The following is a 12,844-nucleotide window of genomic DNA, read 5'->3' as shown; positions in this document are numbered from 1 at the left end:
AAATACCTTGGGCAAACTCTACTCTGTGCTCGTCTGGCCATGGATCAAGCGCGGCAAATGAATGCGAAATGCGGTGACGCCGTCGGCGGATTCGACGTCTACCGTTCCGCCATGTGTCTCGACGATCGTACGGGTGATTGCCAGACCGAGCCCGGCGCCCTCTCCGTGATGATGTCGCTCGGCGCTCGCACGATGGAAACGTTCAAAAATGCGTGATAGCTGGTCCGCCGGAATCGTATCGCCGTGATTTTTGACGCGGAGCATGACTTGAGGGCCGTCATCGGCGACATCAATCTCGATAGTGCTTCCCGCGCGGGAATGGCGCAGGGCATTCGATAGCAGATTTGAGATCGCGCGCCGCAGCATCAAGCGATCACCGTGGACCGTTGCTGCGCCTCGTACCACCACGCTGACATCGTGTTCCTCGGCAAGTGCTTCATAGAATTCCGCGAGCGCACGCGCCTCCTCGGCCAAGGCCACCAGTTCGTGTGGGCCTGGCAGGCGCCCATTATCCGCTTTTGCCAGGAACAGCATGTCGGCAACCATTCGCGCGATCCGTTGATATTCTTCAAGGTTTGACGTTAAGACCTCACGATACTCGTCGGCGGTACGCGGTCGGGACAGGGAAACGGCCGTTTGCGTCATCAGATTCGAGATGGGGGTCCGCAGTTCATGGGCAATATCGGCCGAAAAGTCGGATAGACGTTGAAACGCAGCTTCGAGGCGGCTGAGCATGCCGTTAAAGGCGTCGACGAGTTCACGCACTTCAACCGGCGCCTTGGCTTCCGTCAAGCGTTGGCTAAGACGCTCAGCCGACACCCCGCGAGCGATCTCGGTCACTCGGCGTAAGGGGGCGAGACCCGCATGCGCGACCCACCAGCCGAGCAGGGCGGCCATTACCGCCGCGAATGAGATGGCAAGCCAAAGGCGAAGCCGCGCTGCGTCGAGAAAAGTTGCATGGTGGGTGATATCCAGTCCGACCACAGCGCGAATGTAGGTCGTTGTTCCGTCGGCCCCCGGCATACGCAGCGACTGCTCACGTCCCGCATAGTGGTGTCCATCCTTCTCCCATTTGGCGATGCCGGATGGTAATGCTTCTCCGGCGAGGATTCCCGTCAGAAAAGAGCTTGGATGGATTGCGTAACTTACAACCCCGTCCTTATCGCGCAAGAACGCCGCGATACCATCATGGCCGACGAAAGCGTCGTCGAGTCGTTGAGGCAGCATATCCCGTGCGGACGGCGAATCGGCCCGCTGGAGCAGATTTTCGATCAGCGCGAGTTTTCCGCGCAATTCATGGTCGTCGAGTTCCGCAAAGTGCACTTCGACTGCACGACCGAGCAGTACGCCGACGGCAATCAGAAAGCTCGCTGCCGTCAGTGCGAAGAGCAGTGCAAGTCGTGTGGTGAGCGATAGAGGGTATCGGAGTTTCACTGAGCCTCCGGCACTTCCAGAACGTAGCCCATGCCACGCACGGTACGGATAAGTTTTGGTTCGAAGGGTTCGTCGACTTTCGCACGCAACCGCCGAACTGCGACTTCGATGACGTTCGTGTCGCTGTCGAAGTTCATGTCCCACACTTGCGAGGCAATCAATGACCGCGGCAACACTTCGCCCTGCCTGCGCAACAGCAGTTCGAGTAATGAGAACTCCTTCGCTGTGAGATCGATCTTTATGCCTGCACGCGTCACTCGCCGTCGCAGAAGATCAAGTTCGAGGTCCCCAACCCTGAACACCTCAGGCTCCTTGGTCTTTCCTCGACGTAGCAGTGTGCGCACGCGCGCGAGCAGTTCCGAGAACGCAAAGGGTTTCACTAGATAGTCGTCGGCCCCGAGCTCGAGACCACGTACCCGATCCTCGACCTGATCGCGTGCAGTAAGAAACAGCACCGGCGTTTCACTGCCGCTACGTCGGACGGTTCGAAGCACGCCCCAGCCATCGAGTGAGGGGAGCATTACGTCGAGCACAATCAGGTCGTACTCGCCATTGAGCGCCATATGCAGGCCATCCAGCCCGTCGCGCGCGAGGTCCACAATAAAGCCGGCTTCGCCCAGTCCCTGCTGCAGGTAATCGCCGGTTTTCGGCTCATCCTCAACGATCAGGATCTTCATGGTTGCCCTCTATCTCGTTCATGCGACGACATTCTGCATCGCTAAACCGGGCTTCAATACGAGATTACCAAGATGTAATTCGGGAGACAGACTTCTGACACCTTCTGAGTCGCAACATGGCGATGTGTCGGTCCGTACCGAGGGCATCGCTTCTATCCTTTCGAAGGAGGTAGTTATATGAAACCGATTATGGTGATGCGCGTTGTGTTCGCGTTGACTTCCGCTGCTGCGATGTCTGTTACGTTTGCGGCAGCGCCGACGAATGAGGAGCACCAAAGTCATCATCCCGACGTGGAGCAAGTGACACCCGCCACGACAGGACCCGCTGCCAGCATGCCCGCGCTCCAACAGCGCATGAAAGTGATCCGTTCGGAGGAAGACCCGGCGCGTCGCATGGCCCTGATGGAAGAGCAGGTGCGGGCCATGGAGTTGGCGATGCGTGACATGCCAGATAAATGCCAAATGGCCGCTGGCCCGATGGGCGGCAAAGCGCCAGACGTGACGCGTGACCACATGCGAATGATGGAAAAGCGCATGGACATGATGCAGCAGATGATGGAAATGCACATGAAGGCCGAGTCGACGAACCCCATGAAATAAGAGGAGGTTTGCCTCTGGGAGTGCTCCTCGGGGCTAAGGCCACAAGAAAGAATAAATCCCCGATGAAGAGTGGTTGCTTCGCCATTTCGTGGCGGAGCGCTGCGGCGCTCGTCTGTCTGGCCTTACAAGTTCACACAGGCCGAGCCGCGGCGTCGAACGAGTCCTCGCCACCAGTATCCTCCTGCGTGCGCGACGCCACATTTGCGACAGGCGGGGATGCCGGAATTGAGGTGCACTCGTTCCGTTCCGTGCTTGAAAACTACCGTTCTTACCGCGCGGACGAGCGTCTTCGTCCATGGCGTGAGGTCAACGATGAAGTGGGTAGAGAGGAGGGCCGTCACGGTAATCGCGGCAATACGCCGATTTCGAACAATGCGGCGCCACAGGGTGGAAGGACGGAGGATATGAGGTGAAGGCCGCCACGTCTTTTGTCTTGGTTTCCGCTGGCATCCTGACGGGCTGCGCAACGGCCGAAATTGACAGTATTTACGAGGCGGTAGCGCGATTCAGTCAGGAACATGCTGGAAGCGCGCCGCAATGGTTGCGTCGCGATTCTGATCGCGTCGAGGTGGAGGCGGAAGTCGCTCGCCTGCAGGCTCAGCCGTTGCGTAAGGATGATGCCGTCCGGATAGCGCTCAACTATAGTCCGGCGTTTCAGATGATGCTCGCGGAAGCGGAAGCGGAAGCGGCAGCGGCATCAGCCGATACTACGCGCGCAGCGCGCGTCCCCAACCTGGTGTTTAGCTTCGAGCGTCTGCTGCGTTCAGGAGGCGGCGAGCGCGAACTCGAGCTTGGCCGAGCGTTGAGCTTCTCGCTGCTTGACGTGCTGCTCCTACCTGCGCGTCTCGACCGCGCCGAGCTGAAATAACGGGAAATCCGCTTGCGGGCCTCGGCGTCGGTCTTGGCGCTTGTAACTGACGTGTGCCACCCGGCGCGGACAGTCGATGCAGGTGGTCAATCAATGCCGGGGACTAACACCGGCTCTCCCTGAACCATTAATGTTCGCCGGCCCAGACGTCACCCGAGGCACTGATGCTGGACCACTGCCCACTTCATCCCGAACTGTATGAATATTCGATTATGATAATGGAGAACCAATGAGGTCACGACGTCATTTCTTGGCTACAAGCCTGTTCGCGACAGGCTCACTCTTTGCTGGTCGCGCAGCATTGGCTCACGGAGAAGCGACGCACTCCGCCATCAGACCTGCGACGGTTAGTAATGAACAGAAGGACTGGGGGGTGGCCGGCGATCCGCGCGAGGCAAGTCGTACTGTCCCCATCCTAATAACGAATGGAATGCGCTTCTCGCCCGATCGCATCGAAGTACGCCTTGGAGAAACGATCCGCTTTGTTCATCGCAACGTCGATAACGTTCTCCACGAAATGGTCATCGGGACAAAGTGGGCACTCCATGAGCATGCTGAATTGATGACGAAGTTCCCCGGTATGGAGCATGACGCGCCGTGGATGACTCACGTTGCCGCGGGCGGGATGAGCGAAATCAATTGGACGTTCAATCGCCCCGGGCGCTTCGAGTTCGCCTGCCTGATCCCTGGTCATTACCAAGCGGGCATGATCGGTACGATCATTGTGTCCCGAGCTTGAGCCGATTGAACCATGCAAGCTGACAAAAAAGTAATTTTCCAGTCACCTTCCGGTTCAAATCGACTCTTCATACTGAGTCTCAATTAGTCACGACGCAGGATTTGTCATGCTTACCCAACGCAATCTTCCTACCGTTGCGCTCCTCGCAGCACTCGCAGTGGCCACTCCGACCTTTGCGTCGAACGGCCACGATGCCCATCATGCTGGCGCTGCCGACAGCGGTAGCGAGATCGTATCGGCGCTGTCTGACGGAACGATCAAGAAGATTGACAAGAGCACCGGCAAAATTACGATCAGCCACGGTCCGCTCGAAAATCTCGCCATGCCGGCAATGACGATGGTTTTCCGTGCCGCCGATGCATCCATGCTCGAGCAGGTCAGAATAGGCGACAAGGTCCGCTTCAGGGCCGAGCGCGTTGATGGCGTGTTCACTGTCACAAAGCTTGAAGCCGCAAACTGACGCCAGCGTCACCGGGAGGGGTGTAGTCCCGGACGCCGTGGGCACCTGTCATTTACGATTGTATCGGCCTCTATTTTCAAGTCGTTTCGGATGAAAACGCATATTCTCGGCCTCCGTTCCTTGCATAGAGTCGTAGGCATTACCGTGCTCGCCGCCAGTCTGAGTGCAGGCGCCGCACACGCCCAAAACCCCTCCTTGGGTGCCGATGTGGTTGGTCTGATAGAACAGGCCCGCCTCAACAACCCGGCATTCGCGGTCGATCGCGCCGAAGCTGCCGCGGCCCGGGAACGGGTTGAACCGGCGGGCGCACTGCCCGATCCGACCGTTCAGATTGAACTCATGGACTTCACTAACACGATGCGTGGGGGCTCGACGACACTTATTCCGGGCGAAGTTGGGGAAACGCGCTATCGCATCATCCAGTCATTACCGGGCTGGGGTAAGCGCGAACTAGCAGCGAACGCGGCAAGTGCGCGTGCCGATCAGGCCGATGCGAACCGCGACGCAGCATGGCGCAATCTTGCTGCAGAGATCAAGATTGCGTGGCTGCGTTACTACGCGGCCGATCGCGAGGCCGCACTGAACCGTGACGGGCTCGCATTGCTGCAGAGTCTTGAGGAAATCACGCTGTCGCGTTACCGACTCGGCCTGCTGCCGCAACAGGCGGTATTGCGTGCGCAGCGTGAGATCACCTCACAACGTCTTGCGCTTGTGGGCATCGAACAGCGGCGCCGCGGCATGGCCTCGGCACTGAACGCATTGCTCGGACGTGCGCCGGGCAATGAACTTGCTTTGCCCCAGGATCCCGCGCCATTGCCACAGACGCTCATCCTTGCGGACCTTGTCGAGCGCGCCCGTGCGACTAACCCAATGATTGCCGCCGAGGATCGCGGTATCGAGGCGGCGCGGATCGAGCGCGATCGAACTTGGCGGGACCGATACCCGGACTTCAGTCTCGGCCTGACCAACAACCAACCTCGCGGCGGTGATCAATCCTGGGATGTGATGTTTGAGGTGATGATCCCGCTGCAGCAGTCCGCTCGTCGAGCGCGCGAACGTGAGGCGACGCTGATGGTCACTGCCGCTGACGCAAAGCGCTCTGCGGCCGAGTCGAAGCTGCTGGGCGAGCTTGGCAGTGCCTATGCGACGTACGCGAGCGGCCGCGAAACGCTGCAACTGTTGGGCGGGACGCTCATGCCGCAAGCTGAGGCGACACGGGATGCAACGCGCGCCGCATTCGCGACGGGGCGTGTCGACTTCGATACCGTGCTCGAAGCCGAGCGCCAACTCGTCGATACGCGCATGGCGATGCTGCAGGCCGACGTTGACACTCGGATGGCGCTTGCTGAACTTGAAAAACTTGCAGGAGATATGCCTTGAAGCCCGGCGTACAACTTTCCTTGGCTGCTGTGGCGGTCGCGCTCGCGTTGGGCGCCGGTTACTGGGCGGGTAATCGCGCCGATAGACAGGATCCGGTAACGGGTAGCCACGTGGTCGGTGCGGGCGACGCCGCGCCAGCAGGTGCTACGCAATCGAGTGCAACTGGCGAACGCAAGGTCCTCTACTACCGCAACCCAATGGGTCTGCCCGACACCTCGCCCGTGCCGAAGAAGGACTCAATGGGTATGAACTACATCCCGGTGTATGCCGACGATAAGCCTGACGATAGCGGAGTGGTCGTCGTGAGCCCCGCCCGCGTGCAGACTCTCGGCGTCAAAACGGCGATCGCCGAAATGCGCGTCGTCGATGCGGTAGTGCGTGCGGCCGGACGTGTCGAGCTCAACGAGCGCGCGATCGTGGATGTCGCGCCGCGTTTCGAAGGCTGGATCGAGCGCCTGTATGTGAATGCCGTCGGAGATCCGGTGCGTCGCGGGCAGCCGCTCTTCACGATCTACAGCCCGGAACTGCAATCGGCTGGCGAGGAGCTGCGCATCGCCGAGCGACTGCAGCGCGACAGCGCGGCCACCGATACAGTCGCTGCCGACGCTGCGCGTCGGCTCGCCGATGCGACGCGGGCGCGCCTGCGCAACTGGGACATCGCCGCGCCCGCGAGTGGCGAGACGCCGCAGCGCCAGACTTTCCATTCACCGACGAACGGCGTCGTGCTTGAGAAAAAGGCGGTACAGGGCACCCGCTTTATGCCCGGCGACGCGGTCTATCGCATCGCCGACCTGTCGAAGGTATGGATCATCGCCGACATCTACGAGCGCGACCTCGCCCGCATCCGGGTTGGCCAGTTGGCGTCGGTCACGCTCGACGCCTTCCCGGACCGCCGCTTCGAGGCGAAGGTCGGCTATCTCTACCCAACGCTAAATACGGAAACGCGCAGCACACAAGTCCGCCTCGAGCTTGACAACCGCGACGGCCTGCTGCGCCCGGGGATGTTCGCGCACGTTGACCTCGCGTCCGGCGCGGCGATCCAGCGAGTAACCGTGCCGACTTCAGCTGTAATCGACGACGGCAAGCGCCAGGTTGTGCTGCTCGCGCTCGACGAAGGACGCTTCAAGCCGCAACCGGTGCGCATCGGCCAGCGCGGCAAGGAATACGTTGAAGTGACGGACGGCGTGCAGGCGGGCGATCGTGTTGTCGTGTCAGCGAATTTCCTGATCGACTCCGAAAGCCAGCTCAAGGCCGCTTTGTCGAACCTGACCGATGCCACGGCGGCAGAAGGTGGGGGATCGTCCGCAGCAGCGCAGATCTACCGCGGGGAAGGTACCTTCGACGCGCTCGATGACGCTGCCGGCACCGTGTCATTGACGCACGGCGACATTCCCGCGCTGCAGTGGCCTGCGATGACGATGGACTTCGGAATCGCATCGAAGGATCTCGTTGCCGGAGTTGCGCCAGGCACAAAGGTGCGCTTCGAGTTCATACAGCGCGCGCCTGGCGAATTCGTCGTTACCCGGATTGAGAAATCTGCACCGGTGGCCGGTAGCGAGCCGGTGGCACCGGCCCCAGCGCACGGAGGGCACTAACATGCTCGGCCGGCTGATCGACTGGTCTTCCCGCAACATTTTCCTGATTTTGCTCGGGACACTGTTCCTGATTGGTGGCGGGATCTACGCGGTCAAAAATACGCCGCTCGACGCGCTGCCGGATTTGTCGGACGTTCAGGTCATCGTCTTCACCGACTTCCCGGGCCAGGCGCCGCAAGTCGTCGAGGACCAGGTAACTTACCCGCTTACCACCTCGATGCTTGCGGTGCCGCGCGCGAAAGTCGTGCGCGGCTTCTCGATGTTCGGCGCGTCGTATGTCTATGTGATCTTCGAGGACGGCACCGATATTTACTGGGCGCGCTCGCGCGTCCTCGAGTACCTCAGTACCGTTGCCGGCCGGCTACCCGCCGGGGTGGCGCCACAGATCGGCCCGGATGCGACCGGTGTCGGCTGGGTCTATCAGTACGCGATAACCGGCAAGAATTTGTCGCTCGCTGAGACGCGCAGCTTGCAGGACTGGTACGTGCGCTACCAACTGACGAAGGCTGGCGGCGTGTCCGAAGTCGCGAGCATCGGCGGCTTCGTGCGCGAATATCAGGTCACCGTCGATCCCCACCGGCTTGCGACCTTCGGCCTTGCGCTTGACGAGGTCAGCAAGGTGATCCGCGACTCGAACCGCGACGTCGGCGGGCGTGTCATTGAGATGGCTGAGAAAGAATTCATGATCCGCGGCCGCGGTTACCTGCGGGGAGTGCAGGACATCGAGGCCCTTGTGCTGAAGAGCGTAGGCGGCACACCGGTTCGCATAGCTGACGTGGCCCGCGTCGAACTCGTCCCGGCCGAGCGCCGGGGCATCGCCGAGCTCAACGGCGAAGGCGAAGTCGCCTCGGGCATCGTCATGGCGCGCTTTGGCCAGAACGCGCTCGACGTGATCGCCAACGTCAAGGCGAAGATCGCCGAGATCACGCCCGGGCTGCCCGAGGGGGCCGAGATTGTCCCCGTCTATGATCGCTCGACGCTGATCGAGCGCGCGATCGCGAACCTGAAATGGACGCTGCTCGAGGAAAGCCTGATCGTCGCCGCGGTCTGCGTGATCTTCCTTCTGCATGTGCGCAGTGCGCTCGTTGCCATCATCACACTACCGCTTGGCATCTTGATCGCATTCATCGCGATGCGCTCGCTCAATCTGGGCTCGAATATCATGAGCCTCGGTGGCATCGCGATTGCGATCGGTGCGATGGTTGACGCTGCGATCGTCATGATCGAAAACGCCCACAAACGCATAGAGCACCTCCCCGAGGGAGCGACGCAGGCTCAGCGCAGTGAGGCAATTATCCGTGCCTGCAAGGAAGTCGGCCCGGCACTGTTCTTCTCGCTCCTGATCATCACCGTGTCCTTCCTGCCCGTGTTTACGCTCGAAGGCCAGGAAGGCCGTATGTTCTCGCCGCTCGCGTTCACGAAGACCTTCGCGATGGCCGGCGCAGCACTGTTGTCCGTGACGCTCGTGCCAGTGTTGATGCTGTTCTTCGTGCGCGGCCGCATCCTGCCGGAGGCGAAGAATCCGGTGAACCGGGTGCTGATCTGGCTCTATCGTCCGATCATCGCCTGGGTGATGCGCCACAAGATCCTCACGATCGTGGCCGCGCTGGTGACGATGGCGGCAACTGTTTTTCCGGCGCGACAACTCGGCTCGGAGTTCATGCCGACGCTCAACGAAGGCACGTTGTTCTACATGCCTGCGGCGCTGCCGGGCATGTCGGTGACCGAAGCCGGGCGCCTGCTCGCGACGACGAACCGCATCATCAAGACCTTCCCCGAAGTCGAGTCTGTGTATGGCAAGGCCGGGCGCGCTCTGTCGGCGACCGACCCGGCGCCGCTCGAGATGTTCGAGACGGTCGTCAACCTCAAACCGCAAGCCGAGTGGCGCCCCGGCATGACGACCGACAAGCTGATCGCCGAGATGGACTCCGCGCTGAAATTTCCCGGCGTCGCGAACTCGTGGACGATGCCGATCAAGGCGCGCCTCGACATGCTGTCAACCGGGATCCGCACCCCGATCGGCGTCAAGGTGTTCGGCAAGGATCTGGACACCATCGAGAAGGTTGCGAAAGCGATTGAGGCGGCGGTCAGGAACGTCCCGGGTGCGAGCAGCGCGTACGCCGAGCGCGTTACCGGCGGCTATTACGTCGACATCGTGCCACGGCGCGATCAACTCGCGCGCTACGGCCTGTCGGTCGGGGCCGTTCAGGAAGTTGTCGCAACCGCGCTGGGCGGCGACATGGTGACGACGGCGGTCGAGGGCCTCGAACGATACAACGTCAGCGTGCGGTATCCGCGCGATCTGCGCGATGACCCGCAACGCATTGCCGCCGAAGTGTATGTGCCGACCATGAGCGGACCGATTCCCCTCGGCCAACTCGCGGAGATCCGGCTCACGCGCGGTTCGCCTGGCATTCGAACCGAAAATGCGCTGCTGGCTGCCTATGTCTATGTGGACACCCGTGATGCCGACCTTGGTGCGTTCGTCAAACGTGCACAGCAAGCGGTCGCCGAGCAAGTCACATTCCCGCCTGGCTATTACGCCACCTGGAGTGGTCAGTTCGAGTACATGGAGCGAGCGAAGGAGAAGATGAAGATTGTGCTGCCGCTGACAATCGGCCTCATCTTCGTGCTTCTGTATCTCAATTTCCGACGTCTCACTGAAACATTGATCGTGATGCTGTCGGTTCCGTTCGCTCTCATTGGCGGCGTGTGGCTGATGTGGTGGCTAAATTATCAGATCAGTGTGGCGGTCGCGGTTGGGTTCATAGCGCTGGCCGGTGTCGCTGCCGAGACAGGGGTGATCATGCTGATCTATCTCGACCATGCATGGGAGGCGATCAAGGCGAAGCGTGTTGCCGACGGCCAAGAGCCCTCAGTCGCAGACCTCTATGAGGCTATCATGGAAGGCGCCGTCGAGCGTGTGCGGCCAAAGATGATGACTGTCGTTGCCATCATGGCTGGTCTGCTGCCAATCATGTGGAGTAGCGGCACCGGGTCCGAGGTCATGAGCCGCATTGCAGCGCCGATGGTCGGGGGGATGATTTCGTCGACCGTTCTGACCCTCGGCGTGATCCCGGCGCTCTATGCGTTGGTCAAACAGTGGCAACTGAGACGAGGACGCGAAGTGCGGCCCGCGTCGGACGCCCCAGCCCCCGTCGCCGCGAACATATGAGCAGCAAGAATACACAGCTTACCCGCGCCAGACGGGTAAGCAGCGCCGTGCCGTCACTGCATACTGCCGCCCGGACAGTCGCCGAGATGTTGTCGATGACTTTTCGGCGGACACGCTCGATGCGCCGCATCGTGCTGCTCGGGCTCGCAGTCTCATGTCCCGCGGCAGCCCAGCAGGCCGCTCTTCACGCGTCAGGAGAGGCCGGTACGCAGAGCATCCGGCACGCTGTCGAAGCGGCATGGCAGCGTAGTGCAGACGGTCGTGCAGCGGCAGCCCGGCGCGACGAAGCGGTTGCTCGGCGCGATGCTGCAATCAGCTGGACGCCCGAACCGCCCACCTTCACGCTGTCTCAGCGCAGTGACCGCCTCCACCGCAATGACGGCCAGCACGAGGTCGAGGCGGAGTTGGAGGTGCCGTTGTGGATGCCCGGGACACGTGCTGCCGCCTCGGCACTTGCAGACGCGCAAGGCGATGAACTGGAAGCGCGTTTGGCGCTGGCCCGACTGAAACTCGCCGGCGAAGTGCGTGAAGCCGTGTGGTCATTGCGGCTTGCGCAGAACGATCTGGACGCGAACCAGCGCCGCGTCGCGGAGGCCGAAGTACTCGCCGCCGATGTGCAGCGTCGGGTCGTGGCCGGCGACCTCGCCCGCATCGATGCCAACACTGCGCAGGCTGCGGTGCAGCAGGCCCGCGCGGCAATGGCCGAAGCACAGGCCCGCCTGCTGCGCGAGCAGAGGCTCTATTCGGCATTGACGGGTCTTCCCCAACCACCCGTGGATCGCGAAGCGGATGCGGTGGCAGCCGAACTCGACAGTCATCCGGCCCTGATCGCCAGACGCCGTGCTGCGGAACTGGCGCGCGCTCACCTCCACCAAGCCAGCACGGCAACTCGCGACGCACCTGAGCTCATCCTCGGAGTGACCAGCGAACGCGGGGAGTTCGGCGAACGCTATACGAACACAACGACGATCGGCATCCGTGTGCCCTTTGGCACCGCTGCACGCAATCGCCCGCAGATCAGCGCTGCGAATGCGGAACTCATCGACGCGGAGACGACGTTCGAGCTCGAGCGCGAACGCCTCCGCGCGGAGCTCGATGCCACCCGCGAGGAATTTGACCAAGCTCGTCGCGTCGAGTCCTTTGCCGCCGAGCGTGCTCGCCTTGCGGCAGACAGCCGGCAACTGGTTGCCAAGGCTTTCGAACTCGGCCAAGTGGATCTTCCGACCCGTCTGCGCGCCGAGAACGAATATTTCGATGCTGAACTTTCGCTAAGCCGCGCGCGTAGCGAAGCTGGTCGAGCCGCTTCCCGACTCCAACAAGCCAACGGACTGTTGCCATGAACCCCGATTCACGTTCCATACCATCAGTTGTCCGCCGGCTTCTGCTGCTATTGATGTTTATTTTTGCTGCTCCGGCATTTTCTGGGCCAGGGCATGACGGTGGCCACGAGGAGGAGGGGGGGCAGCCTGTCGCGGTGGATTCGGTAGAACCGCGGTTCGAGGCGCACTCCGACCTTTTCGAAGTCGTCGGCATCCTAAATAGTGGTGCATTGGTGCTGTCGCTGGACACTTACGCGACGAACGAGCCTGTGTCGGGCGCGCAGGTCGAGCTCGAATCAGGAAGCTACAAGGCCACGGGGGAGTTCGACTCGGATCGGGGGCTCTACCGCTTCGCCGACGTGCCATTCAGTGCGACCGGGACCTATCCGGTGACGCTGACCATTACCGCGGGCAACGAGGTGGATTTGCTCGCCGCCGATCTCATCGTGCGCCCGGCCTCTGCTGCGTCCGCGTCCGCGTCCGTCATGAACGGTACGCCTAGTTCGGGCAGCTGGCTGTGGTGGGGTGTGGGGGGGGTAGGTGCCATTGCTGCACTCGCCTTCGGTCTGCGTCGCCGCCGTGCGGTGGCCTGAGAAA

General features: G+C 61.5%; 11 protein-coding genes. 9 read left to right on the top strand and 2 right to left on the bottom strand.

Annotated features, from left to right (window positions below; genetic code table 11):
* Positions 1–18: 18 nt before the first annotated feature.
* Together AzCIB_RS08570 and AzCIB_RS08565 are read right to left on the bottom strand one after the other, a co-directional pair.
* On the bottom strand, positions 19–1,434 hold the full coding sequence (locus tag AzCIB_RS08570; RefSeq protein ID WP_050415505.1) for a heavy metal sensor histidine kinase: 1,416 nt from the start codon (positions 1,432–1,434) through the stop codon (positions 19–21).
* Positions 1,431–2,111 (bottom strand): heavy metal response regulator transcription factor, encoded by a 681-nt coding sequence (locus AzCIB_RS08565; protein WP_050415504.1) that lies wholly within the window; start codon positions 2,109–2,111, stop codon positions 1,431–1,433. Before AzCIB_RS08565 ends, AzCIB_RS08570 begins: the two co-directional genes overlap by 4 nt.
* Before the next feature lie 177 nt (positions 2,112–2,288).
* On the opposite strand from AzCIB_RS08565, the gene AzCIB_RS08560 reads away from it, so the two are divergent.
* The 9 genes from AzCIB_RS08560 to AzCIB_RS08520 all read left to right on the top strand — a co-directional run bounded on the left by AzCIB_RS08560 (position 2,289) and on the right by AzCIB_RS08520 (position 12,840).
* Positions 2,289–2,711 carry a hypothetical protein gene (locus tag AzCIB_RS08560; RefSeq protein ID WP_050415503.1) on the top strand — a complete coding sequence of 141 codons (423 nt, stop codon included), beginning with the start codon at positions 2,289–2,291 and terminating at the stop codon, positions 2,709–2,711.
* Between the two features lie 409 nt (positions 2,712–3,120).
* Positions 3,121–3,579 carry a hypothetical protein gene (locus AzCIB_RS08555; RefSeq protein ID WP_198149647.1) on the top strand — a complete coding sequence of 153 codons (459 nt, stop codon included), beginning with the start codon at positions 3,121–3,123 and terminating at the stop codon, positions 3,577–3,579.
* Positions 3,580–3,829: 250 nt separating this feature from the next.
* Positions 3,830–4,318 carry a cupredoxin domain-containing protein gene (locus tag AzCIB_RS08550; RefSeq protein ID WP_353611544.1) on the top strand — a complete coding sequence of 163 codons (489 nt, stop codon included), beginning with the start codon at positions 3,830–3,832 and terminating at the stop codon, positions 4,316–4,318.
* Between the two features lie 106 nt (positions 4,319–4,424).
* Positions 4,425–4,778, top strand: a complete 354-nt coding sequence (locus AzCIB_RS08545; RefSeq protein WP_050415501.1) for a copper-binding protein — start codon at positions 4,425–4,427, stop codon at positions 4,776–4,778.
* Between the two features lie 90 nt (positions 4,779–4,868).
* Positions 4,869–6,158, top strand: a complete 1,290-nt coding sequence (locus AzCIB_RS08540) for a TolC family protein (protein ID WP_050415500.1) — start codon at positions 4,869–4,871, stop codon at positions 6,156–6,158.
* Positions 6,155–7,753: an efflux RND transporter periplasmic adaptor subunit gene (locus tag AzCIB_RS08535; protein WP_050415499.1), complete on the top strand. Its 1,599-nt coding sequence runs from the start codon at positions 6,155–6,157 to the stop codon at positions 7,751–7,753. The genes AzCIB_RS08540 and AzCIB_RS08535 overlap by 4 nt, the downstream gene beginning before the upstream one ends.
* Position 7,754: 1 nt before the next feature.
* Positions 7,755–10,928, top strand: coding sequence for an efflux RND transporter permease subunit (locus AzCIB_RS08530; protein ID WP_050415498.1), 3,174 nt, complete (start codon positions 7,755–7,757; stop codon positions 10,926–10,928).
* A 119-nt stretch (positions 10,929–11,047) separates the two neighbouring features.
* Positions 11,048–12,268, top strand: coding sequence for a TolC family protein (locus AzCIB_RS08525; protein WP_050415497.1), 1,221 nt, complete (start codon positions 11,048–11,050; stop codon positions 12,266–12,268).
* 134 nt (positions 12,269–12,402) lie between these two features.
* Positions 12,403–12,840, top strand: coding sequence for a hypothetical protein (locus AzCIB_RS08520; RefSeq protein ID WP_050415496.1), 438 nt, complete (start codon positions 12,403–12,405; stop codon positions 12,838–12,840).
* Positions 12,841–12,844: the final 4 nt, after the last annotated feature.

This window comes from Azoarcus sp. CIB, from assembly GCF_001190925.1.
Lineage (GTDB): Bacteria > Pseudomonadota > Gammaproteobacteria > Burkholderiales > Rhodocyclaceae > Aromatoleum.
The sequence above is the reverse complement of the archived record's forward strand: the minus strand, read 5'-3'. Positions and strand labels throughout refer to the sequence as shown.

Excerpts from the sequence above, each read along its gene's own strand:
- AzCIB_RS08565 (WP_050415504.1), bottom strand. The coding sequence starts at position 2,111 with ATGAAGATCCTGATCGTTGAGGATGAGCCGAAAACCGGCGATTACCTG.
- AzCIB_RS08560 (WP_050415503.1), top strand. The coding sequence starts at position 2,289 with ATGAAACCGATTATGGTGATGCGCGTTGTGTTCGCGTTGACTTCCGCT.
- AzCIB_RS08545 (WP_050415501.1), top strand. The coding sequence starts at position 4,425 with ATGCTTACCCAACGCAATCTTCCTACCGTTGCGCTCCTCGCAGCACTC.
- AzCIB_RS08540 (WP_050415500.1), top strand. The coding sequence starts at position 4,869 with ATGAAAACGCATATTCTCGGCCTCCGTTCCTTGCATAGAGTCGTAGGC.
- AzCIB_RS08530 (WP_050415498.1), top strand. The coding sequence starts at position 7,755 with ATGCTCGGCCGGCTGATCGACTGGTCTTCCCGCAACATTTTCCTGATT.
- AzCIB_RS08525 (WP_050415497.1), top strand. The coding sequence starts at position 11,048 with ATGCGCCGCATCGTGCTGCTCGGGCTCGCAGTCTCATGTCCCGCGGCA.